The organism is Streptomyces nodosus, from assembly GCF_008704995.1.
GTDB classification, from domain to species: domain Bacteria; phylum Actinomycetota; class Actinomycetes; order Streptomycetales; family Streptomycetaceae; genus Streptomyces; species Streptomyces nodosus.
In genome coordinates, this window is sequence record NZ_CP023747.1 from 6170053 (window position 1) to 6194093 (window position 24041).

The window sequence follows — 24041 nt, forward strand, 5'->3', positions numbered from 1 at the left end:
CGGCTAAATGCCCATGACCGAGGCCCGGCCTACTGTCCTCCGCCAGCCGTCTTGGTGGCCCCACCGTGCTTGGTCACGCGCGGGCGGCATCGGATGCGTACGGCCCCGTGAGTGAACGCCGGGTCCGTGGCCTTGCTCGCCCACACGTATGCCTCGCCAGGCTGCAGTCGCGACATCTGGTCGGAACTGAGTGTGGAGAGTGCGGCGTTGGCCTTCTGCAGGTGCTTGAGCCACGCGGGGGAGGTGAACTTGTGCAGGATGACATGGTCGGAGAGTTCGATCAGGGAGATCGGGACCGAGGGTGGGTCCTGGCTGGCGACCAGGATGCTCATGCCCTTGTGGCGCATCTCTCGGACGGTCTCAACCAGCCCTGACACCAGGTCCGGGCTGTCGATGTACTTGTGAGCCTCGTCGAACACCACGAGCTTGTTGAAGTGCTCGTCGCCGTCGCGGGCTTCCGCGAACAGCTGCATCAGGACGACGAACAGGCCGAGTGCTTCGTCCTTCTCGATGAACTCGTCGCGCAGGTCGACGATGATCAGCCGACCTGGCCGGACCAGGCTGGTCAGGCGTGTTGTGTCGTCGATGTACTCGGCGGCGAGGTTGAGCCGTTCCTGCGCCAGCCGCTTCAGGTGATCGGGTAGTTCGGACTCCTCCACGCCCTGGCGGATGGCCGCCAGGTTCAGGTTGTCCCGGTGGGCTCGCATGATGCGAGTGAGCTGGCGGATGTAGACGGACTGGTTGCCGACCGCGCCCATAAGGAAGCGCCAGTGCGCGGCCTGCAGTTCGTTCGACGCGAAGGTGAGGGGCTGCACCTCGATACCTGGGTACTCGGAGCGCCGCTCTGCGAGCTGGGCCGCCGGCACGAGGAGCAGGACGTCCTGGAGGGCTTTGGGCTGTGCTCCGTAGCGCTCCTTGAGCGTTCGGAGCTGCGTCTCGTCGTCGTTCGGATGCGCCATGGACGTGAACTCGGGCGCGTAATCCTGCGTCTGGCTGTAGTGGAAGACCACTGTCGCCAGCGGATGCGGTAGCTCGTTCACGGGGGGTGCCGGGAGGGAGGCCATTTCCATGATGCTGCCCAGGGTGTAGCTTTTGCCGCCGCCCTGGACGCCGAACAGGCTGATGGTGTGCGTCTCATAGAGGTCGAGGGCGATGGTGCGGCCGGCGATGTCACCGAGTACGCCGTACTGAGGGGACGGGCGCATGACGCCGAGGAACGCGTCCGGAACGAGTGAGGGAACTACGCGGGGCACGTCGGTAGCCGGTGCGTCATTGGACGCCGTAGAACTGACGGCTGGCCGCGATGGCGCAGGCTCCGGCCTTGCCTGTGTCTGTGGCGACTCACTCAGCGTGGTCGACAGGGACGGCTGCTGAGGGCCAGGAGCGGTGTTCGTGAGGGCCGCTCCTGATGTCGCCTCCACAGCTTCTGGGGAGGCAGGGGTCTCTCGGTCCGCTGCCGGCGGGGCTGGTACGACTTCGACCTCTGGCGCGCGGAACGCGGCGTCGGCAATCCGGGGCACCGTCAGATCGAGCCGAGACAGGGTGGCAGCTGGATCACCGCCGCTGCCATCGGGAACGTCATCAGACGGTTCGAGGTCCTGAGGCTGCGGCTGGACCTTGTTCTGGACAGTCGGGATCGCGTCGATCAGTTCCTTGATCAGATCGCGGCCGATGCGGTGGAACTCTATGGCGTGGTCGAGTTCCCGGTCGGTGCCCGATCGGGCGAGGTCGAAGACCAGTCCACTGCGGGTGAACTGCAGCGTATAGCCGTCGTCGAGGCGGTCCAGAAGGCGGTGTGCTGCTTCGTACGGGGCCTTGCCCATCGTGCCGTGGCGGAAGGCACGTGTCAGGTAGAAGCGGAGCAAGGAGCTGAGCGCGAGGTTCTTCACACCGCGGTCGACACGGTCCGGAGTGCTGCGATGAGGGTCGAAGGCGGTCGCGAGAACATCCTGGCTGCGCTCGAGCTGCTCGGCGACCTTCGCCTTGAGCTGCTGGTAGGCGCCGATGTTGTTCAAGGCTGTGTAGCACTTGACCTCGACCAGGCGGCAGGTGATCGTCCTGCGCCGGTCGTCGAGGTGGAACAGGGCCAGATCGCTGCGGTGGAAGGAGAGGGAGTCCCCCAGTTCTCGCACCTGGCGGCGTGCTTCGCGATACAGCTCTGGATGTGCGTCCAATGGGACGATGATCTGGTTGGTGAGGACCCCCTGGTAGTCGAGGTAGAGCCGGGCGAGCGAGAGGCCGAGGACTTCCGTGCGCTGGGTGGGAGCGGCGGACGCCAGCTTGAAGGCCAGGTTCCCCGACAGCAGCCGCAACTGATCGAAGAATGTGTGAAGGTGCCGCTGGTCGACATTCAGGTCGTGGTCTGCGGCGACCGGACCGAGCAGGGCGCGCAGTTCGTCCACGGACTTGGAGCTGACCATGATCTGGTGGCCCAGAGTTCCGCCTGCCTGCGGCACGTAGTCGATGACGTACTCGGGGCGTCCGTCATCGCCGGAGTGGTCGAAGTACTCCAGCCCCAAGGTCCGGTCGATGGTGACGACCCAGTCGCTGACTTGATGGGCCTGGTACAGCAGAGCGCGGTCCGCGGTTTCCAGGGCGAGCACGGTGCAGGGGACGTGCCGCAGTGCGCGGCCTGCGGTGGCGACACTCGCGGCGGCCGAGGCCATGAGCGCGGGGAGGTGGCCAAGAAGCGTGGTGAGGTCCTCGGCATCGTCCAGAACCGGTGCTTCGCCGTGCCGGGGGAACTTGCGCCACGCGACCTGCTGTTCGTTCTCTACGTACCGCGATGCCATCGCCTGCACTAGTCCGTGGACCGGCGCGTGCGCGATGTCCTCGTGCTGGGTTGAGCCGAGTTGTTCCCCGCCGAAGGCGTCGATGAGAACGGTGAGGTGCGCGTCGAATTCGCCAGGGTTGGCAGTGAACTCGTCCACCGACCGGACGGAGAAGGCCAGCTTCGCCTGGAACGCGCCCCCCGAAGGGTTGAGGAACGCCTCCGCCTCGGCGGCTGAGACCTGGGCCTCCGCGCGCAGCAGCTCAGCGAGCGCCTCTCCCGCCTCCGGCGCCTCCGGATCGCCAACACACAGACGCAGGTCGAAGCGCAGAGACCGCGTCACCTCCCGCCGTTGGAGCTCCAGCAGCATGTCGGCAAGCAGCTCACCGCGCCCCGCGTTCACGACGTTCATCACGAGGGTGTGGACATACGGATGCAGGCGCACATAGCGCTCCACGCGGTCTGCGAGATGCGTGCCCGACAGACCGGTGGACCCGGCACCGGTACCGGATGTAGCAGTCGGCAGTCGCAGTACTGAGGCCAGTTGGCCGAGCAGCCCGCGCGGGTCTTCCACCTCACTGGGCAGATAGGCCCCCCAGTACGGAGTGAGGTTCTCCGCAGCCACCAGGAGGCGTCCGTCCCGCCGCGGCACCGCGAAGGGAAACCCCAGCGAGGACAGCTCGTCCATCAGCGAGCCGCGAGCGGCGACGACCTGGCGCCGGTCGGCGCCCGTCAGCCGCGTGATCCAGTCGGCGCCCAGGGCCGACCAGGTTGCCAGCCACAGGGCGCGTAGCGGGTGCGTAGGAGCCACGAGCAGGACGTGGTGGCGTTGTCCAAGCCCATCGGTGAGCGTCGCGGCCACGCAGTCGAACTGCAGGATCTGGGCGAGACGGACGAGAACTGACGCCCGCTCCGTGTCCCCGGCCCGCTCCAGGTGGTGCAGCTGCGCCGCGATGAGCTCGGTGTACGCCTGCGCGTACGCGGCGAGCTCTATGCGCACCGCCGAGAAGTCGACGGCCTCGGTGACCAGGAGACTCTCTTCTTCTGCCGCGTCGCCGGCGCCGCGGAGTGCGGAGAAATAATCCCGCCTCGCCGCGAGGAAAGCGTCGAAGGCTTCGGCCGTCCGACCGGTCAGCGAGGCCACCAACCCGTCATCGGCATCGAGCACAGGGTCTCCGGCACTCCCCGGTCCCAGGCTGAGCTGCCACAGCCCCGGCCGGTCTGCCGCTGCGAGGATGCGCTGCTGAAGCACAGTGAGGGTGGGGGAGAGGCGGATGTCCACCGTCCCGGCGGCGCTGACCCGGGCGCTCAGCGTCCGTTGCTGGGCGCGGGCGGTGCCTGCCTTCCACCGGACTTCGCCGAGCGCGACACGTGCCGGGTCGTCACTGTTCGCTAGCGCCTGGAACTGAAGGTCGCGCAGGGCCTGTACGACACCCTCGTACCGGCCCGCACTGCGCTCTGGTGGCTCCTCCGTCTCCGCATCGGGCACGACGTAGAACCGCTCGCTCTGCCCCCCTGGCAGACCGTCGCCGGCCGACTCGACATCGAGAGGCTGCTCCTGGTCGTCGAGCGGTGTGACGGTGAGGTAGTGCCATCCTTCGTCCCAGTCGATCTTCGTGAGTTTGGGCAGCTTCGCTTTGTGTTCGGCCTTGGCAGCCTTCTTCACTGAGGTGCTGCGGCCGATCGGCCCGGACTTCTCCGACGCGATCTCCACACGGAATCGGGCGAGCCCCTCCACCTTGCGAGGGAGGGGGTCGACCGTGAAGTGGGCGAGGAGCTCGCTGACGCCCTTCGGACCGGCCAGCAGATAGGGCTGGCCAGCTATGGCGGACAACGCGGGGTACGCGGCCAGATCGTCGGGCACGTCACCCGCGCGGGGCAGTCCGAGTTCCTGCACCTCGATGGAGATCGAGGCACGCTGGCGGTCGTCGAGGCGCCAGTTCCCGAAAGAAAGCGCCCAGTTCTCCCGGTCGACGACGATACGCCGCGTCCACGCGACGCGGTCCTCCAGCCCGCAGCGGGCCACGAATCCGGCAAGGCGGCCGGCGAATTCCGAGTCAGTGAGCCCGAGTTCCAGCACCCGCTGTCGCTCCGAGCGGGCGGACTCGGTCAGCTTGTCGACGAGGTCGCGATTACGGTCGGCTCGCTCCCGCACCTCGCTCGGTTGGGCAAACAGCTCGAAGTCCGGAACCAGGCCGAAATGGAAGACCGCGGCCCCGGCGGCCTGTTCTCCGTAGCCGTTGGCCTTGAGAGCGAGCAGGTACGCGGCACGGGCCCGTGCACTCGCGCGCTGGTCGGGGACCTCGCCCAGGAGCGCGAGCAGCTCCTCCACACTTGGTCGCAGCGTGGCCGGCACCTCGTCCAGCAGCTGGGCGGCGAGGAGGTCGTAGCTGTCTCCGAGAGAGATCTCCTCGAAGGTCGCGACACCGAAAGAGTCCTCTGCGCTGGCCCTGAGCCCCGGCGGCACGAAGACGAGCAGGGGTCCGGCAGCGCCGTCCGGCTGAGGCTGCTCCGTGCGGTTGCGCAACTCGACCAGCTTGGTGCTGGTCACTGTGACATCCCGCAGCTCGCTGCCTTCCTCGGTGTCCCGTGCAGGCCCCAGCAGACACACCTCGGCCCCCGAGCCGTTGGCGCTCCTGAGCCTGCGCACCAGACGCGCCGCGAGGGCGGCGTCCACTTCGGTCACCCGCATGCAGTGGCCCGCGTCGCGCGAGGCGAGCAGAGACGTGAGCCGGGGTACCAGCACGCCCTCCAGCGCATCGCGCAGATCTGCGGTGCTCGGCTCGGTCAGGCCCACAGTGCTCACCGGACCACCTCCGCGCCGAGCGTCGTACCCATGGAGTAGCGAGGAGTGATGGTCTGCGTCAGATAGGCGTCCGACATGTCCTGGTAGTAGCCGATCTCGCGGAGGCGATGGGTGAAAGCGGTGGAGTTCGCTCGCAGCGCGGACTGGTCGTCGAGGTCGGCGCCCGTGAAGCCGTCCGAGTCGGGCAGCTGGTCGACGTACAGGCCGTAGCGCTCGCGCAGCACGGCGAGGAACTCGTCGATACGCATGGGTGAGGTCGACAGATTCCCGTCAGGCCCAGGGCGCAGCAGCGAAATCTGCAGCAGAATCTCCAGCAGCCGTGCGTCGAGGACGAAGCGGCGCTCCCCCCGGGTGCCACGCGGCTGGGCCAGCAATGCGCCGGGCCGGTTCTTCAGTAGCAGGGAGTCCAGGCAGTCGACGATGTATCCGCGGTGGTATCGGCCCTTGTAGTGCAGCAGCATCTCGATGTATTCGTCGAACGGGCTCAGGCCCAGGTCCGCGATCTGCCGTACCTCGGAGGGCGGGTCGGTCTCGTCGTCCAGCACCCCGTTCACGCGCTGGTCGAAGAAGTTGTCCCGCTCACTCTTGTACCCCTTGCCGAGCAAGGTCAGGACTTCGGCGGCCGAGAAGTAGGGACGGTCCTGGGGAGCGGTGAGCTTGCGACGCTTGGTCATCAGGTGCTCGGCGAACTCGTCCAGCTTCTTCACCTCGAACGTGGCTTTGACGAACCGCTGGATGCGGCCATACCACACGCTGGCGCTGTGCTCTGCGAGAAGGGCAGCCGAGGTGCCGGGGACACCCTCGACGTCCACGAAGAGGTGGACGCGGTAGGGGCATTGATGGGCCGCATCCGCTCCCTTGTGCCCACTCGCACACGAGGTGTCCACGGCGCCGGCGGCCACCGCTCTGGGCAGCAGTTTGATCATCCGCAAGTGGTAAAGCGCCAGATGGAAGGCGAAGAGGATCTTCAAGTACTCTACAAGGACCGTGCGCGGCATGTGCTCCTGGTGGTAGAGCAGCCGCATGACGTCCTCCGCGAGCAGCCGCGCGGGCTCCCGGCACAGCAGCGGATAGGGCCTGCGGGGCTTGCTCGTGTCCGGCCGGTCCTCGACCTTGCCGTACGCCTTGCTCACCAGGTGCAGCAGCGCCTGCGTCTCCACGTCGGTGTCAGGACCCGGTTTGATCGCACCGGTGGTCCGGTCCACGTCAGAGAAGAAGAACGACCGCAGCTCCTGCAGCGCACTGGGCGTCTCGGCGAGCATCTCGTAGAGCTGCTCATCGGCCCCGTACGGACGGGACTTGCGACTGTTGCGGAAGCGGTAGGTGAAGCCGTGAAGAGGGCGGGGGCCCGCCACGGCCTCGTTCACCCGGCCCCGGTTGACCAGATCCATCAGGTGTGTGTTCACCCAGCGGGTCGTCGTGTCCCGGTCGAAGCCCTCGAAGACATCAGGGTTGGCCAGGAAGAGGTCCACGAAGTCGTCGACGGTGAGATCTCCGGCGCGACTGAGCTTGCTCGGCAGACCGCGATGCCACAAGCGAGCCAGGAAAGCGGTCAGAACCCGGTCCATGTGGAGCGTCTTGTAGTCGACACGGCTCACCCCGGGATGGTGGAACTTGCTGTGCACACTGGTCAGCGCCATGTCTCCTCCTCATCCCCGTCACCGGACACGGCGGACAGGTCCTCCATGTGCAGCGCATGATCCGGTGTGCGGTGGACCCGGCGCAGATCGTGTCCGTGGGCGGTGAGCAACACTTCCTGGTACGGCACCGAGGCGAGCCGATTCTTGAACACGGAGAGGGCGAGCTGCTGCCCCTGCACGTCGGCGACGCCCGGCCGGTACCCCTGGGCGAAGCGCTGCAGCAGTTCGAACAGGTCGAGCCCGATGGCCAGTTCAGCCTCCGCTCCCTGACGTCCGTCAGGATCCTGGAAGCGCAGTCGCAGTGCCGTCCGGCTGCCTTCGACGTATATCGAGGCCGGGGCGTCCCCGGGCTCCAGCGTGAAGCCAGCCGCAGGGAACAGCCGGAAGCTGCGTACCGTGCCGTGCGGCACGGTACGCAGCTTCAACGCCATGGCCTCACCGATCCGGTCCGGCGCTGCCAGCCCCTCTCCCCGGTTGAGCGCGTACAGCAGCTCGTCCCGGGCCGCCGCAGCAGCCGTCGGTGAGGCGAGCAGAGAAAGAAATCGCAGCGCGGACGGGTAGGGCAGCATGCGCTCGGCACGCGCGTCGTCCCGGAGCTCGAAGTAGAGCAGCCGCCGCGCCGCGCCCAGATGGCGGCGGTGCGCGAGGATGTCCTCCGACAGCGCGGAGGTGGACCGCGCCAGCATGGCGAACTGCGCCGCGATCAGCTGCCTGTCCCGATCGGAGCGTCCGTCGATGGCGACCAAGGCGCGGTCGTCGATGAGCCCGGTGTAGTCGAGCCGCCGGTCCAGCTGCGGCTGGGGCGAAGCGGCAACGTCCGTCTCCCGAAGCAGCCTCAGTAGTCGGTCCCGCTCTCTGGGCAGTCCGTTCGGAGCCGGTGGGGTGCCCAGGTAGGCGGAGAAGTAGTAGCTGTCGAGCAGGGGTTGCGCCTCGTCTGCCGCGTGCACTGCGTGAATCTCCGCGCAGTCTCGTCCCGAGGTGAGCGTGTAGGCGAGAGCGGAACGCAGATCGCGCAGGGTGATGTGGAGCCGGCCGCGCAGTTGGGTGAGCTCGTAGACCCTGCGCAGCCGACGCTTGACCTGTGGACCCGCGTCGGGGTGGCGGAACGTCTGGGCGTTGTGCCGCGCGTAGCAGGTGTCGGCGATGTCGCAGGACGCGCACACCTCCCAGAAGCGCTCATGCGTCATGCGGTCCAGCATCCGCTCCAGAATCGACTCGTCGTCGACAGGGTTGCCTTCCTCGTCGGCCGGGCGGGCGGTCACATCACGTGTGTTGAGGTTGACCACGGCGACCGCGTCACCGGTTTCCCCGCCCGCCAGGCCGATGTTGACCAGCTTGGACAGGAGCGGGAAGCGCTCGTGGTGGTGGCTGAGAAAGTCCACCAGGCGTCCCTCGTTCACCGCGATCAGGCGAGTTTCCCTTTGCCCCGCCCAGCCGGTGGCGTCTTCGCCGGCGTACGGTGCGAAGAAGTCCTCCAGTACGTGGTCGCTGGCGGCGTCGGCCTCGTCCTGGCTGCCGTCGTGGTTGGTTCGGAAGCGATGTCCGTCGAGCGTGAAATCACTGCCGTTGAGGCGATCGGGTCCGAACTGGGCATCGAGTTTGCGCGCCTGGGCCTCGAAGCTCTCCAGGAACGCGGTTTTCCCATCACCCGCGTTACCGGTGACGATGACCAGCGCGTGCTTTCCCGCGCGCAGAGCAGGGACCAACGCGCGGTCCAGGGCCGTCTCGACGTACACCTGCATGCCCTGAGGGTCGAGACCGCGGGTGCCGCGGTTGCTGCGGTGGCTCTGGCTGTAGAGCGTCTGCAAGTGGGCTACGTACGGGTTGGTGTTGGGCGCCGGTTCGGCAGCCGGGGCGGCCGGGGACACACTGGCAGGGTCGGCATCCTCTGGCTGGGCGGACCGAGGCACAGGCACACGGGCGGCTCCCAGAGTCTCCAGCGCGGAGAGTAGTTCCTCGGCCGAGCTGAAGCGCTCCGCACGGTACGGCGAGGCGGCCCTCAGCAGGATTTCCACCAGCCCAGGCGAGAGATCGCCGAAGCCGCTGAAGATGGTGCGCGGATCAAGGGCCTGCATGCCGGGCGGCGGCTGACCGGCGTCTCCCCACGGGTACTGTCCGCCCGTGAGAGCCTCGTACATCGTGACGCCCAGGGCGAACAGATCACGGTCGGCGAAACCGCTGCCGTCGGCAGGCACCTCATCCAGATCGGGCGGGGTATAGCGGGGACTGGTGTGGGTGTGCCCCTCGGAGGAGTCCGCGGTCTTGGCGATTCCGAAGTCGATGAGCTTGACGCCGTCGTCGGTCCACAGCAGGTTGCTGGGCTTGATGTCGCAGTGCCACACACCGAGCCGGTGGATATGCGCGAGCCCCCGGGCCGTGTCGGTTCCGAGGCGCAGTACATCGGCCGGGCCGAGCCGACCGTCGCGGATCACCTCGCTGACGTCCCTGCCCTCGACGAACGCGAACACGAGATAGGGATAGTTGTCCGGAGGCAGCAACCGGTCAGCGTCCACCATCGCCACCACATTGGGGTGCGGAGCGCTGGTCAGACGCTCCAGAACGCTCGCCTCGCGGCGCAGCCGCTCCAGCGGCGAGTCGCGGTCGTGCAGGACGAGCTTCACTGCCCGGTCGACGTTCCTTATCGTGTCGTACACCCGGTAGGCGACACCGAAGGAACCGGGGCGGCCCAGCCGGTTGCGCACGATGTACTTCGTGCCGAGCTGGAAGTCGGCGGCCAGGTTCTTGAAGAACGAGGGGTCGCGGGGCCCGTCGGCAGCTGCCGCAGGTGCCGGTGGCGGAGTGCCGGGCGGCGTGGGGGGAGCCGCGGAACTCAGACGTTTCCGCGGGGCACGCTGCGCGCCCACCGCGAGATTCAGTCTGCGCAGAGCTTCGACAGCTGTCGGGCGCTCGTTCGGATCCGTGGCGCACAACGTCTGCAGCCAGTGCGCCAGCTCGGTGCGAACACCGGCGGCTTCGAGCTCACTGGCGGGCAGCCGGCCGTCTGCACTGGCCTGCTTCGTGGCGGAGGAGAACGGCACATGCCCGGTGAGCAACTCGAAGCCGATGACGCCTACGGCGTAGATGTCCGCGGGTTCGAGCATCCGTCTCGGATCGGCATGGCACTCAGGCGCCAGGTATGCCGTCTCGGCCGCGGCACGGGCCTGGTGCATCACGGTGTGGCCGCGCTGCTGCGCCGTCTTCGCGTAGTCGAAGCCCGTGAGCACGGCCCGGCCGTCCTGCGTGATCAGGACGGTGGACGGGCTGAGCTCGCGGTGCGCGATGCGGCGGCTGTGCGCGTGGGCCAGGCCGAGCAGGATGTGACGGATGGTCCGCAACTTCGCGTCCGCCGTGAGAGGATCGTCGGCGCCCTCACCCAGATGAAGCCGCAGGGCATGGCCCGGAACGTCGTCGTAGACGGTGACGTACGCGCTCTCGTCATCCAGCGCGAAGAAGTCCCGCACCCCGACGATATGCGGGTGGGGAGGCAGCTTGCCGAGTGCCTCGTACGCGATCCCGATCTGCTTCTGCCGCATCAACCGGTCCGCGGCGGGAGCGTACGGGTCGGCGGCGCGTACCGAGAGCCGTACCGTGCCCGAACCCTGCACAGCGAGGGCGTTCTTCGCCCGGTACTCGTCCAGTACGTCGATGCCGGGAGCGCGCTGGGACTCGCTGAGCCGCTCGATCACCTCCCAGCTCCCGAAGCGGAGCGGGCCGGACGGGGCACGGGAGCTGCCCTGGACAGTGCCGACGATAGTCGCGTGGTGCGCCGAGATGTCGGCATCCACAGGACGGGTCGCTACAGGAACGCGGCCGGCGTCGGCGAGACGACCGATCAGCTCGGGCAGCGTCACGGTCGCCTTGAGGTCCCGTTGGTCCGGCGTGTGATCGACCAGTACTGCGTCAGGGGCCGGCAGCACGACGAGCGCATCCGTGTAGACACGGGCCAGTTGCGGGTGCGCGTTTTCCAGGATGCTCTTCAGCTTCTTGGCGTGGCCGCGCAGCTTTGGCAACGGGCTCCTGAACGGCGCGCGCCTCGCCGGATGCCACCGGCTTCCCTCGACCTCGATGCGGCCCCGGGTGCCCTTGACGTCGATGACGTACACGGCATGCCCGGTGACCACAACGAGGTCGACCTCAAACAGCTCGTCTCGCTGCGGTATTTCGACAGAGTGCAGGACCGTCCAGTCGTCCGGGCCCTGATCGCGCAGATGCGCGATCACCCGCCGCTCGGCATCGTTGACGGCCTCCCCAACAGCAACGATCCTGGCTCCCATCAGGCAGCGGCCTCCTCGATGGCTTCGGTCAGCAGGGCGAGCGCCTGGTCTTCGAGGACATCGGCGCGGTCGCGGTTGCGGTAGGCGCGGCGGACTGTTTCGGCGATGCGGTGGCGGTCTTCGGGGGCGGCGATGGGGATGGGAATCTCGGCTCGCAGAGCTTCGTGGATGTCCTGCTGCTTGCCTCCGGTGCTCATGGAGCGAAGGAGACGAAAGGCGGCCTCGGAGCGGAAGAAGGCGAAGAGATAGGCGCCGGGGATATCTGGGTCGCCGCTGAGGATGCGGAGGAAGTCCTCCGAAAAGGCGTACTGGGTCCAGGAACCTGCCGCCAGGATCGGGCGGCAGTAGACTTCGTTCTCGCCCAGCGTGCCGCGAGCGGCGACGAGGATCGTCTCGTCCTCCGCGAACACTTCCTCTGGGGTCGCTGCTGTACTGATCCACCGACCTTCCGGCCGGAGCCAGAATGCCTGCCGTTGACCGACAAGTTGCACACCGTGCTCAGGATCGCTGTCGATGCGCTTGAAGCGAACTCCACGGCTCAGTTGGCCACCCGAGCAGATCTCGCCCAGTGTTTTGTTGGGCGCTGTGTCGAGCTTTTCGATGAGACGCCGGGCCCTTGGGGCGAAGTTGAGCGCACGCAAGGTGGTCGGTCCGACTTCCCCCACCTCGAATCCGAGGTCCCGCTCCTGCTGGTGCCAGCAAATGTCGATCAACTCAGGCAGGTCGACGCTCCTGAAGAAGTCCTCCGTCGCGGTCACCAGCCCGGTCTGGAAGCGTGCGCGCAGGCGGGCGCTGAGCTCCACCATGCGGTGGATCCGCTCTTCCAAGTTCTCTTCGAACCGAGGTACGGGCAGGTCGGCGATGTGGTGCGGCTCGATGTGCTGGATGATCGCGCCGTACGCCGAACTCGCGATCATCGGGACGCCGAACTTGCTGCGCAGGAAGGTGTACAGGTAGCCGGACGGGATCCGTTCTGTGTTCGCTGCCACCTTCATGACGTGCTGGGAAGACCAGATGCCAGCCATGTCTGGGCGTACGTAGGCCATCCGCCCAACCGTTCCTGAGCACGAGATGAGCGTCATGCCCGGCTCGACTTCGAGGTACGGAAACTTGTCCGCGACCTTCGTGCTCAGCTGGGGCAGAAAGCTGAAGTCTGCCTCCATCATGTCGGTGCTACCCAAGAAGGGCACGGTGTGGTTCAGGTCATCCAGGTAAACCCTGCTGAACTTCGGTCCGTTGAAAATTCCCCCATTGTGTCCCGCGGTCATGTTGTTCAGACGCACGGTATTCGGCAACCGCTCCAACAGCTTCCGAGCCTCCAACGCCCCCGACAAATAGGGCGAAGGATCCAGCCGGAACCCCTGGTCGGCGAGCCAATCCGACGTGACCGGGTGGGACAGGCTGACAAGCTTCACGAGGCGTACTCCGGGGGGAACCAGGTGCGGAGGATGGACTGTAGGCGCTGGAACGCGGGATCGGTGCAGCCGTTGGTGGACAGCGCGGCAACCCGCTTGAAGACGGCGTTGGACTTGTCCGCGCGATACTGCTTGCTCTTCCGCAGGAATTGCAACGCTTCTTTGGGGTCGGTCGGTTTTGCCTTACCAGGTGGCCAGGAAGCGGGCCCCATGGCGGGCAACAGCTCCCGGACCGGCGTGCCGCGGTGCTGCCGGGGGAGATTCAGTACCGTTCCGAGCTCGGGGTGATCGCGCCAGAACCACACCTCTAGCTCGGGGTCAAGAACGATCACGGCGGAGCTCTTCCATACCCCGTCGAGCTGTTCTTCGACCCGCGCTCGGATCGCGGCTGCGCCGGGGCTGCCCTCCCACTGGGCGTCGACGAGTACGACGGCGTAGGACTCGTCGCGCTCGTACGGTCGGAGCAGTTCACGTGCTGTGTTGTAGACGCCCGGATCCTTAGTGGGGGCCACGACCGTCTCGTACGTGAACGAGGCACAACCGAGCCGCTTGTGGAATTGGTCCCGGCCGAAGAAGCCGAGCAGCATCTGTTCCATCGCCCCGTCGGCCAGCAGGAAGATGACCCGTCGTTCCGTCGTCAACTCAGTACCCCCGCCGCGAACAGCGTGCCGATGTCGAGTGCCCCTTGCCAGTCCTTGAGCCGCGGATGCTGGTCGCCCGGGACAACGGTGACCTGTCCGTCACCGTTGAGGCGGGCGGCCAGCACGTCACTCAGCTCTACGTGAGCCAGAACCAGCGGCGAATGGGTGGATACCCACACCTGGGTGTCGTACATCGATGCCAGCGACTGGACGACGGTCTCGATCGCCCGTGGATGGATGCCGTTCTCAGGTTCTTCGGTGACGAGTATCCGTGGAGGTTCCGGAAGATAGGGCAAAAGGGTCAGCGCCAGCACCCGTAGGGTGCCATCGGACAGGCCGCTGCTAGTAACGCGGTGGCCCCCCTGGTACTGGACGTCGAAGTAGGCGTAACGGTCCTCGTCCCGTACGCGCACATCCACCGTGTCGATCTGGGGCAGCGCGGTCTGGATGTGCTCCACCCACGCCTGGTAGCTGTCCGGATCCTGTTCCCGCAGGCCGAGCGCCAACCATGGGACGTTGCGGCCGTCACCACGCAGCGGCAACAGGCGGTCGCCGGGAGGGGATGCCTTGCGTAGTATCCCCCAGTCGGGGGCATACGAGACGGCGTTCTGCTGGACCAGCTCGATGAACCAGAGGGCCGCGGGGTACTGGTCGCGGTCCTGCGGGAGCGTCGCCAGTGCGAGCTGGTCCGCAGGGACGCGCCTGGTGGCACCGGGTGCCTTGCGTGGCAGCTCCGGGCGGAAGTACGGGTCGTCGCCGCGCTCGCGACGGACGACGTAACGCCATTCGCGGTGCGCCGGCATCCGGTTCGCGCCGGTAGGCCGTCCCTGCAGGGTGCTGCCGAGCAGCGGCCGGTTGCGATGTTCGTTGAACAGCAACAGATACTCTTCGGCGACCTGGAGCGTGTCGTTGAAGATTTCCAGGCTCACCTCGTACCGCAGGTGGGTTGGGGGGTGCGGCCCGGCCGTTTCCGCCGCGAACTCCCGGGCGAGCTCGTCGGGCAGCTGTGCTTCCACCGTGAGCGTGAAGGTATTGCCACGGTTGCAGTGCACCAGCTCCCGGAGCGTGTGTGTGCGGGGGACGGCCGCGTTGTCCTGCGGCACGAGGAACGCGTCGGCTACGGTCTGCCGCGGTCGTAGCAGATCACCCAGCAGCCCCGGGATGTCCAGCAGCGTCGTCTTGCCGGCGCCGTTGGGTCCGGCGAGCACTTGAAACTGGCCGAGGTCCACAGCTAGCGCACGGAAGCAGCGGTACTGGTACGCCTCGATTCTGGTGATCATGCCGGGCTGCCAGCGGATGCGGCACGGGGATCGGCCCCTGGCATGGGGTACTTCGCGCGGAACTCCCGGTACTTCTCAGCGATGACCGGCAGGTCGTTGTCGACGACCGGCCGGCTCCGCTTCAGCTCGCGGACCTCGTCTTTTCCGTTGATCCGGATCCGCTCACGCTCAACCGTCGCCTCCATTACCACGTCACCATTCGGGTGGCGCTTGTACAGCTCATTGCCGCGCCGGTCGAAGCCCACCTTTTCGGCGACGGCCATGAACACCGGGTAGGGCTTCTCGGTGCCGATTCGGTGGTTGCGCACCTCTTGGGCGGTCTTCTTCTTCAGGAAGAGCAGCGTAGTCAGGATGTTGACGTTGGCGTCGACGATGAAGGTCTCCACCGGCAGCTCGACGCTGGCAAGGACCCAGCACTGCTCCAGGATGTAGCGGCGGATCGCTTCGGCAGTGGGGCCGGGGTTGGACAGAACACCGTTGGGCAGGACGATGCCGATACGGCCTCCGGGTTTGACCCATTCAATGGCCCGCTGGATGAACAGCTCTTCGGGAGCCATGCTCGTCGGCTTGCTGATGCTCTCGACGAGCTCGCCGGTGTCCTTGTCTCGCCCCCAGGACTTGGCGACGCCGTCGCGGAACGACCCCAGCACCGATTCGTCGCTGATCGGGATGTCCGCGCCGAAGGGAGGGTTGGTGAGCAGCACATCCACGGTCTCGCCGAGCGGGATCTTCGCCTTTGCGGGCTCCACACCCGACAGATGCCCCCGCGGGAAGGCGAGGGAATCCATGTGGAAGACGTTCCCCGTGGTGTCCGCCAGGGTCATGATGTTCATGGTGGTGGCGCGCACCAGGAACGGGTCGAAGTCCGAACCGAACAGGTGCTTGTCGGCGTAGGCACGGAGCTTGTCCCGGTAGCGCTCCGTCTGCTCGGGGCTGTCCGGGAAGCCGTACGTCCCGTCTTCCTTCTGCCAGGTGTGGTGCAGGTGGTTGAGCGTGGCCTGAAGGAAGCCGCCGGTGCCGCAGGTCGGGTCTAGGACGGTCTCGTCCTCCTGCGGGTTGAGAATCTCCACCATCAGCCGAACAGCGCCACGGGGAGTGAAGTACTGGCCCCGGTCCCCGCGCAGGTTGGTGCCAACCAGCTCCTGGTAGGCGATGCCCTTGGCATCGACGTCGGTGCCGCCGAGGTCGTAGGGGGCAAGCTCGCTCACGATGAACGCCAGGGCCCGGTCGGAGAGTGTGATCTCGTCCGTCTGCTTGAAGACGTTCAGCGGCGCGTACTCGGCTTTGACCTCCTCGAAGAGACTCTCGATCCGTTTCCGGATGGCGGCCCGGCCCTCGTCGGAGAACGGCTCAGTCATGTCCGTCCGGAATCGGGCGCGGCCCGTTCCGCGGCTCTTGCGCTCGTCGTACATCTTGGCGAAGAGGAGGTAGAGGAACTGCCAGAACGCGGCGTCCTTCGGCATGCCTTCATTGCCGTGAATGTAGTTGTGGCAGCGGCGGAAGGTCGTCTTGAGCATCTCCGGCTCGGCTCGGCGTAGCCGCTGATGGGAGACGACCGTACGGCTGCCGACGCTCTCGGGCGCGACGTCCCAGTCGCTGCGGTCCTCATACGTTGCGCCGAACTTGTTGACGATCTTCTTGAGGAAGAAGAAGTCGACCCCATCGGTCCACATGCCGTCGGTACACTGCGGGCGATCCTCAGCGCCGAGCAGATCCTTAAGCTCCTGAAGATCCTTCTGCGCCTGAGCAGGCTCACGGAGCTTCACCACATTCTTGCCGCGCTTGGGCTCCGGCTTGCAGACGACGACCCGCCGGAGGTTCTCCTCGGAGCGCTCGGACGGCTTTGTGCCGTGCACGAAGATCGCGATGTCGGCCTTCTTCTTCCGGGCACGGGCACCGTCTGTACTGACCGTAATGGGAAAGTCCGCCGCCATGTCGCCCGGTGAGATGCCGTGCTCGTGGAACAGGGCACGGGCGATGCGCTGGCGGACCCTCTCCTTCGGGGTGTCCTTGACCGGAGTGTTGGTGATGTAGTCGACGATCTGGCCCTCGCCGAGCGTCGTGACCTGGGGCTGGGGCACCGCCTCCGGGGACACTTCCGGTTCCGTAGGACGCGGAATTTCCAGGTCCAAGGTCAACTCCTCCATCAAGGTCCACTCATCTCTGTGTATCCGGGCTCATGCGGCGCAGATGGGCCAGTGACCGATCCCGCTCCACCAGCGATTTTACGGCCGCGGAAGCGGACACTCCCCGCTCTTCAGCACGCGGGGTGAGCCTACTGGGCACCACTGACAATCGTCTGCTGAGCGTGAAGGACAGGACGGTGTGTGATACGCGGCGTGCAGGGTACCTGCGTCACAGCAGGTGGGAGATTTACCCTTCCTCGTCTGTCTCGCTCACCACCAGGCCTTGCTCGGCGCGCACCGCGTCGGCGAGGAAGCTGAGTGATCCCTCTTCGGGGACGTACCAGTGCTCGGGGCCCTGTGCGGCGATGTCCTTCCCTGACGCCATGCGGCGCATCTGCCGTACCAGACCGCTGGGCGAGTACCACTGCATATCGGCGTGCCACTGCAGCTGCTTCGAAGCGGAATTCCGCCACACGGCCAGACCCCGGGCGGGTTCCTCGGCCAGCCATTCCGTCATCTCGCGACGCTGCGGCCTGCTGCTCGGGCGGAACTCCAGCACCGTGCCGTCGGGTATGCGGTCGGCGGTCACCAGCGTTTTAACGGCATCCACCTGTCGGCCCTTCGGCTCGTCGCTGTCCGCGACCTGGTACTCCGCGTCCAACGGCGGGGCGGGGTGGCCGGCCAGCATGCCTCGTACGGCGGTGCGCGCCACCCTCTGCATGCGCTCGGTATTCCGTACAGCCGCGATCATGTGACTGGTGGGCCCGTACTCCTTATCGATGGCCTGCAGAGCCCAGCCGAGAGCGTCCTCGACGAGCGCGGGAACGCGAGCGAGCTGCACGTCCCAGTCGGTGTCCGGGTCCTGGATGGTGCTGGTGTCGAGCTGGCGGTACACGACATGAGCGATCAAGAGGTCACCGTAACTTGCCGCTGCCTCTGCCCGTCCGCGCAGCCCATCCCGCAGTTCGGTGAGTCGATCGCGGACAGCACGCAGCAGTTGAACGGAACGCCACACCTTGTGCACATTGAGCGAAGAGCCGAAAAGCTCCTTATATGTGTCGTCTCCCCAGAGTGCGGAGAGGTCGCGCTTGGCCAGTGCGGCAAACTCCGCGTTGGGATGAGCGGCCGCAAGTGCCTCGGCTGCCTCGGTGATCGAGCAGCCGTGCTCGCGGTCGGGTTTCGGCTCGCCACGCTTGATGACGTAACTGCGGTGCAGAATGAGCGCGAAGTCCTCGCGCAGCTTGATCTGGCCTGGATCGAGGGACTTGAAGTCGCGGTCCTCGATGGGGTTCTGCGTGTTCGTACTCATGGTGACCTGGTCGCCAAAGCCGGGCGGGCAATTCTCCAGGGAGATCAGGCGTACCAACACCCGCCCTCTGGAGGTCTTCTCGGCGTCGGTTGTGTAGGCCTTGTGGATCGCGCTAACGGTCTGGGCCCCGTTCACCACGCTGACGCCCTTGAGGTTGAAGTCACCCACGCCACCCGGCACTACCGAGGGCCCAGCTGGCTTGATGTTATCGCAGAGCATCGTGATGCCGTTGCTGAAGTACCAGAAGTGCTCGGGGTGTTCGAGCAGGGTGTTTCGGATCTTGATATTGACATCGGTCAGGTCCAGGGCGTCACGGATGTTCCTGGCGAACAGCCCCCGGCGGTGCTCGGTGAACAGGGCGGCGACTTCCGGTATGGACATCGTGCCGTACATGGCCTGGTACGGCATCGACTCGTATCCGAAGCCTTCGAGGCGCACACGGGTGTCGATCTTCGGTGCAGCGGCGTTGCCGAGGATCTCGCGGTGGAAGTCACGCAGATCGAGGATCTTGTAGTCGACCATGTCCACAATCCGGTTGTGCTTGTCTATGCCCTCCTGGAGGAGCTGGAGCACTTCGGAGTTGAGTGGCTCGGTGCGCACCAGCGCGAGCACGAGGGTGATCTTCGGAGTTCCGCCCTCGGTGTCGAAGGCCTGCTCAAGCTGTGGTACATGCCGCTGAAAGCGGCGATTGAACCGGTTGAAGTCGAGGTGCAGGATCAGATCCAGCCCGCGCAGCATCTTGTGGACTTCGTCCTCGCCGAACTTGGCTCTGCCCTGGTGGTTCCACTTGGCCTGGACGAGGGAGATCCGCGGTTGAGAGGACCGTAGTTCGACAGCGATGGCGTCCAAGCCGCGGTCGTCCTGCCCGTCGAAGACGGCCTGGGCGGCAATCCCGTCGCTGCACGGGTGCTCGATTTGGGTGGCTAGGGCGGCGAGGCTACGGCTGAGGAAGTCATCCTCGCGGTGCTTCTCTGTGGGCCACTTCTTGTCCGTCAGGTCGATCAGATCCGTGAAGCGCTCTTCGAGCACCTTACGGACGTATCGGACCTGCACCACGCTCATGCCATCGCTCCTCGTCAAGAGTGTCAGACAGATCACTCTATCGAGGGATCGTTGCGCGGCGCAGTGGGTTGCTGATCTTCCTCTGCTTTGAAGAAGATCACACTATGTGATCACCTGGGACCGGCCGGTAGTGCAGCACGCAGCAGATGACGGGCACTCGGTGCTCGAGACACAGCCGCCGCCGAGCTGGCCATCGAGCCTCGCCGCCAACGCCGTACGGCACGGCCACGCGCCCGGCTGGGACTTCCACCTCCTGCTGACGGCAATCTCCGACAACGGCGAAGCGCTGAGCCGGCGGGTGAACAGACCGACTTCTCCGGACGTGCGGTCCGAGGCCGATCAAGGGAACTCAGCCGCTCCACGGTCCATCGCCGGCGGCGTCACGGCACTGATCGCCTTCTTTCTCTGTCACGTGTCGAGTGTGAACAGGCGACTGACCAACTCCGGGTAGGTGAGGCCTGATTCGGCGAGAATCTTCATGAGCGCTTCCGGCGGGCCCTTCTGCAGCGGGGCCGAACTGACTCGGCCGGGCACTGCGGAAAGGTCGCCGCCACTGAACCGTGATTCCGGTGTGGCAGGGGGGCGTACCTGGTAGGTGAACCAGACGCGCGCCGGGGGATTCAGCAGGACCAAGTAGGGGTCCGCCCACGCCATGAAGGCCCAGCGGCTCTTGCTGCGGGCTCGTACAAGCACGCCGTCGGCCTGGTGCCGCCCGAGTCGTTCGGCGGCCTTGGCCACGACCGGAAGCGGATTGCCGAAGGAGCCCGTGATCTCCCAGAGCCCGTCCTCGCACACGACCGACCAGCCAGCCGCGGTGAGCCCGTCGATCACCTCCGCGTAGGGGTCGTCCTCCTGCGCCAGAGCGATGAGTCTGTCCACCTCGCTCCAGGGCGCGACGCGGGCGAGCGCCCGCTCCGGCGGGATCATCAGGTCCTCCGCCTCGGCGGGCTCGGCACGCGCGATCATCGCCTTGCTGCCGTGCCAGGCGCGGGCCGCGAGTACGTCGTGCTCGCCGCCGCCGGTGAACGTGGCGTCCTGGACGAGCAGTGTCATCACCACGGCCGCCACCGCGTCCAGCCGTCGCCGGGTCTCGGGCGGAGTCTCGTGATCCGCCTCGGCTGCTGGGTCTTCGGAACGGAGTGCTTCGAGGAGGCGGCTGAGACCGTCGCGCCAGCTCTGGTCCTGCTCGTCCCAGACTCCGGCGGCCAGCAGCTGGACATACAGGTTGGCCACGAGCAGCCGGACCGGAACCGGTGCCGCGGCTGAACCGGCAGGGCCCGTGAGCGCCCCGACCCAGCGCTGGGCCCAGGCGCGACAACGGGCACGCTGCTCTGGCGCGACGTACGGGGCGAGCGGCTCGCTCGTGGTGGGGAGGTCCACCTCCTCCGTCCCGTCCTCGTGCTCTTCGTCGTCCTCCTCCCGCACGCCAAGAGTGACCGCCGACACGATCCACCGCGACGAGGGTGCCTGCGGCAGGTCGAGCGGCGGGGTACCGAACGCCAGATCCGTCAACGGCGCCCCGATCATCCGGCGGCAGTCGGCGAGGTAGGCGTCCCAGCGGTCGACACCGCTGGATGTCACCGAGCCGGCTGTCGTTTCACCCGCCGGGCTCACCCGGGGAGCGGACGTTCCGGCGGTGAGTTCGCGCAGGCGCAGCAGATCGGTTTCGAAACGGCGTGCGGCACGCTCGTCGGCGAACAGGGTTTGCGCCGTGTAGTCGTATCTGAGCCGGGGACCGCTGTCGGCGCTGTGGCGCCGGGCGCAGTGCACGGGGCTGTAGACGAAGACGACGGCGGATTCGGCTGTGGTGCCGTCAGGGCGCGCGCACGTGGCGCGAACCGCCGCACCGGGAACCTCGGGCAGCGGGAAGGAACGGGCCGACGACCGCGCCGGAATGGTTCCGGTCTGCGTCCAGGAACCCGGTGAACCGTCCGGAGACGTGCTGATCACCACGGGCACGGGCTGCGGGTGCGCCAGAGAGACGTGCAGGCCTTCGCTGTCCGTCTTCGCACCCAACAGGACGAGCGTGTGACCGGTGGACAGGAAGGGCCGGATGGTGCGGCCCGTCAGGCTCGCGAGTTGGGTGATGCGCCCCTGTTCGGGAAGCAGCGGCGCGGTGTCGGCGGCGATTACGGCGAGCTCGCAGTTGCCGCCGTCCCGGGTGCTGGTACACAGCGCGGCGCGGGTGAGATTCGGGCTCCCGGTGAGAGCGTATCGGCGGCCGCCGACCTGCCATTCGACGAATTTGCCGTGCCGCATCCGAGTCTCCTCGAGGAAACGGATCTGCGCGTCGAAGCCGCCGAGTGCCCTCTTGATCGCTCCGGCGTCGTAGCTGGACCAGCGAGGCTGGAGCCCGAGGACGGTGCGGCGGGGTGTCAGACGGCCGACCAGCCCGCTGAGGGCATGACCGGCCTCGTCGACGAACGGGGCGTACGCGTGCAGTTCGTCGACAGGACCGAGAGGCAGTTGGTCCAACAGACTCTCCTGGAGGTTGTGCAGAAGCCGGGCACCTGATTCCGGTCCGGCCGGGGCGTTGACATGCCGTTCGGTCAGAAGGGCAGCCAGTTCCGTCAGATGACTCGCCGACCAAGGGGCCAGTTCCACGGCGGAGGGCAGTGCGTCCAACCAGTCGGCGAGGTCGGCCAGGAGCGCGTGGGAGTCGTCGTCCTCGGTTTCCACCACCGTCCACAGCTCGTCGTTGGCGCCCCAGCCGGACAGCGTCGGGTTCCCCGAACCCACTGCGAGCCGGCAGGCGTGTTCTCCGACCAGAAGGACGACCTTGGGGTGGAACGCACGCTGGCAGGAGGCCAGGCCGTGCAGATAGCTGCGGCCGGCCATGCGCACATCGACCGGGTCGTACAGCCCTTGGGCCGCATCACCGATCACCGCAGTGCGGGCACCAAGGCCACGGGCGACGGGTATGGCGACCTTCTCCAGGAAGGGAAGATCAACTGTGAAACCGAGGAAGAGCGCTTCGTGCAGCGCCTGCTGATCACTGCGTTCGCTCCACTCTCTCAGCAGCGTGACGGGAGATGCGAACCGGGTGTGCTGTGCCGCGCTCATGGGTTCGTCTCCAGGATGCGCCGTCCCTCCGCGGTGAGGGTGTGGCAGTTGTCGCGGACGGCGAAGAGCCCCAGCTGCGCCGCCAGGGAGCCCAGTTGGGGGATGCGGGTGCCGATGTCGGAGTCTCCTTCGTCACCGGTCTTGAAATAACGCTCGTTGCGAAGGTGTAGACGGGAGAAGATCTTCAGCCCGCCGGTCGCGGGGTCGGTGCGCAGCTTCGCGAGGGCGACTCTGCGGGACTGGGCGAGCATGTCGTCCACCAGCCGGGCGGCCAGGTCGCGGACCGGCCGGTCGGCGTAGTCGTCGATGAGGCCGTCGACCCACGTCGGGTCGAGGAACTCGGCCCAGCGCCGCTGACGGCCCAGGAAGACGGCCCGTACGTCGTCTGGCAGATGACCCTCTCGGGAGCGCAGCGCACCCACCATCAGGAGCAGCACATTGGTTATCGGGGCATCGGCACCCTGCGTCAGGAGTTGCCGTTCGACCGGCAGCAACTGACCTGCCGCGTTCTTGAGCGGAGGCAGGTCGTCCAGGACCCGCCGCACATTCGCATCCGGGGCCTGTTGTGCCAGCCAGTCGCGCAGTTCCTCAGCCGACCGGTCGGCCTCGCCGTCCTTGGAGCCGACACCGGCCACCAGTGCCGCCCACAGCCGACGCCAGGCGCCGACGGAGTAATGACGCAGCAGCACTCCCCGCCAACCGGCCGTCTCGGGAATCGCCGCCAGAGCGGGATCCGTTGTCGCCTCGCCACCGAAGGCCACCGCGGAGCGCAGCGTCTCCTGATACCCGTCGCCCTCATGACCGTGGAGATCGATCGCCCGACCGAGGATACGGAGGGTCGCACGCCGAGTGCGGTCGGACGCCTCCCAGTCCCCCTGCGCGTGGGTTCCTCCACCGCGAGTTGCGGCCAGCACGTCCGTCAGCCATGCCCGCTCGGCGGGACACGGGACACCAAGAGCCGCCTGCCCCGCTGTCTCCAGGTCGGCGAAGGACACGACATCCCGCTCCGCGAGAGACAGCAGAGGGGCGAAGAGCTCCTTGACCGCGGGAGGGCACGCGTGCCAGCCGGGTCTGAGCACTCCGTCCCGGGCGTGCACGGTGCCGAGCACCGTGGCGGGTCCGCCGTACTGGTCCCAAAAGCCCCAGCGGCGTGGTGAGTACGACTGGCTCAACTGCTCCTCGTCGGCGGCTCGCGCAAGTTCCAGTTCGCCCGTGCAGAAGCGCCGCACCCGGTCGACCCCGTGGGCCAGCCATGCTGGATCTGTCTCCGTGTGGTGCTGAAGCGCCGCCAGCAGGACCTCGCTGCGGCGGACCGCCCGGCGGCACGCGGTGATGTCCCACGCGTTCCGTTCCGCATGCGCCGCGATCGCCGCATACAGCGAGTGGTAACGGATGTAGCGGGTCACCGTGGACACTCCGGGAACCAACCGGTCCACCGCCCGCATCACCGGGCCCTCCACCGCCAGGGGATAGCGCCCGGACCGCACGCCCAATCCCTCGAGTGCCCATGCCGGCCCACGGACATCCGCTGTCACTTGCCACCCCTTGTCGGCTGCCGGAGCCTTGCATCGGCAGGAGCTGCCTGACTCTGCCTCAGGGTAGATGCTGACTTCGGACGAGGGGCCAGTACCGTCGACTGGATTCGGGAAGTTGCC

At 66.9% G+C, this 24041-nt stretch carries 11 protein-coding genes; 1 reads left to right on the forward strand and 10 read right to left on the reverse strand.

What is annotated here, in order from left to right:
* Nucleotides 1-29: 29 nt before the first annotated feature.
* The 8 genes from mads8 to CP978_RS27665 all read right to left on the reverse strand — a co-directional run bounded on the left by mads8 (nucleotide 30) and on the right by CP978_RS27665 (nucleotide 19323).
* Nucleotides 30-5576 carry a methylation-associated defense system ATP-binding protein MAD8 gene (gene mads8, locus CP978_RS35840; RefSeq protein WP_052454314.1) on the reverse strand — a complete coding sequence of 1849 codons (5547 nt, stop codon included), beginning with the start codon at nucleotides 5574-5576 and terminating at the stop codon, nucleotides 30-32.
* Nucleotides 5573-7216 carry a methylation-associated defense system protein MAD7 gene (mads7, locus tag CP978_RS27635; protein ID WP_043445234.1) on the reverse strand — a complete coding sequence of 548 codons (1644 nt, stop codon included), beginning with the start codon at nucleotides 7214-7216 and terminating at the stop codon, nucleotides 5573-5575. Before mads7 ends, mads8 begins: the two co-directional genes overlap by 4 nt.
* A complete protein-coding gene (gene mads6, locus CP978_RS27640; protein ID WP_063839087.1) occupies nucleotides 7207-11490 on the reverse strand; it encodes a methylation-associated defense system protein kinase MAD6 in 4284 nt (1427 codons plus the stop codon). The genes mads7 and mads6 overlap by 10 nt, the downstream gene beginning before the upstream one ends.
* Entirely contained in the window at nucleotides 11490-12905 is a 1416-nt protein-coding gene (gene mads5 / locus CP978_RS27645; RefSeq protein ID WP_043445236.1) for a methylation-associated defense system restriction endonuclease subunit S MAD5, read from the reverse strand. Before mads5 ends, mads6 begins: the two co-directional genes overlap by 1 nt.
* Entirely contained in the window at nucleotides 12902-13546 is a 645-nt protein-coding gene (mads4, locus tag CP978_RS27650; protein WP_043445238.1) for a methylation-associated defense system protein MAD4, read from the reverse strand. Before mads4 ends, mads5 begins: the two co-directional genes overlap by 4 nt.
* Nucleotides 13543-14826, reverse strand: coding sequence for a methylation-associated defense system AAA family ATPase MAD3 (gene mads3 / locus CP978_RS27655; protein WP_043445240.1), 1284 nt, complete (start codon nucleotides 14824-14826; stop codon nucleotides 13543-13545). The genes mads4 and mads3 overlap by 4 nt, the downstream gene beginning before the upstream one ends.
* Nucleotides 14823-16958, reverse strand: coding sequence for a methylation-associated defense system DNA methyltransferase MAD2 (gene mads2 / locus CP978_RS27660; RefSeq protein WP_227745476.1), 2136 nt, complete (start codon nucleotides 16956-16958; stop codon nucleotides 14823-14825). The genes mads3 and mads2 overlap by 4 nt, the downstream gene beginning before the upstream one ends.
* A 241-nt stretch (nucleotides 16959-17199) precedes the next feature.
* Nucleotides 17200-19323 carry an AIPR family protein gene (locus CP978_RS27665; RefSeq protein WP_043445242.1) on the reverse strand — a complete coding sequence of 708 codons (2124 nt, stop codon included), beginning with the start codon at nucleotides 19321-19323 and terminating at the stop codon, nucleotides 17200-17202.
* Nucleotides 19324-19429: 106 nt separating this feature from the next.
* On the opposite strand from CP978_RS27665, the gene CP978_RS27670 reads away from it, so the two are divergent.
* Nucleotides 19430-19774: a hypothetical protein gene (locus CP978_RS27670; RefSeq protein ID WP_150478321.1), complete on the forward strand. Its 345-nt coding sequence runs from the start codon at nucleotides 19430-19432 to the stop codon at nucleotides 19772-19774.
* Here the strand turns inward: CP978_RS27670 and CP978_RS27675 are convergent.
* Entirely contained in the window at nucleotides 19732-22386 is a 2655-nt protein-coding gene (locus CP978_RS27675) for a phospholipase D-like domain-containing protein (RefSeq protein ID WP_043445245.1), read from the reverse strand. The two genes, CP978_RS27670 and CP978_RS27675, sit on opposite strands and share 43 nt — an antisense overlap.
* Nucleotides 22383-23873: a hypothetical protein gene (locus tag CP978_RS27680; protein WP_043445248.1), complete on the reverse strand. Its 1491-nt coding sequence runs from the start codon at nucleotides 23871-23873 to the stop codon at nucleotides 22383-22385. The genes CP978_RS27675 and CP978_RS27680 overlap by 4 nt, the downstream gene beginning before the upstream one ends.
* Between the last annotated feature and the right edge of the window lie 168 nt (nucleotides 23874-24041).

What these genes read in the sequence shown, in the direction of transcription:
- mads7 (WP_043445234.1), bottom strand. Translation starts at nt 7,216, where the DNA reads ATGGCGCTGACCAGTGTGCACAGCAAGTTCCACCATCCCGGGGTGAGC.
- mads6 (WP_063839087.1), bottom strand. Translation starts at nt 11,490, where the DNA reads ATGGGAGCCAGGATCGTTGCTGTTGGGGAGGCCGTCAACGATGCCGAG.
- mads3 (WP_043445240.1), bottom strand. Translation starts at nt 14,826, where the DNA reads ATGATCACCAGAATCGAGGCGTACCAGTACCGCTGCTTCCGTGCGCTA.
- CP978_RS27665 (WP_043445242.1), bottom strand. Translation starts at nt 19,323, where the DNA reads ATGAGCGTGGTGCAGGTCCGATACGTCCGTAAGGTGCTCGAAGAGCGC.
- CP978_RS27675 (WP_043445245.1), bottom strand. Translation starts at nt 22,386, where the DNA reads ATGAGCGCGGCACAGCACACCCGGTTCGCATCTCCCGTCACGCTGCTG.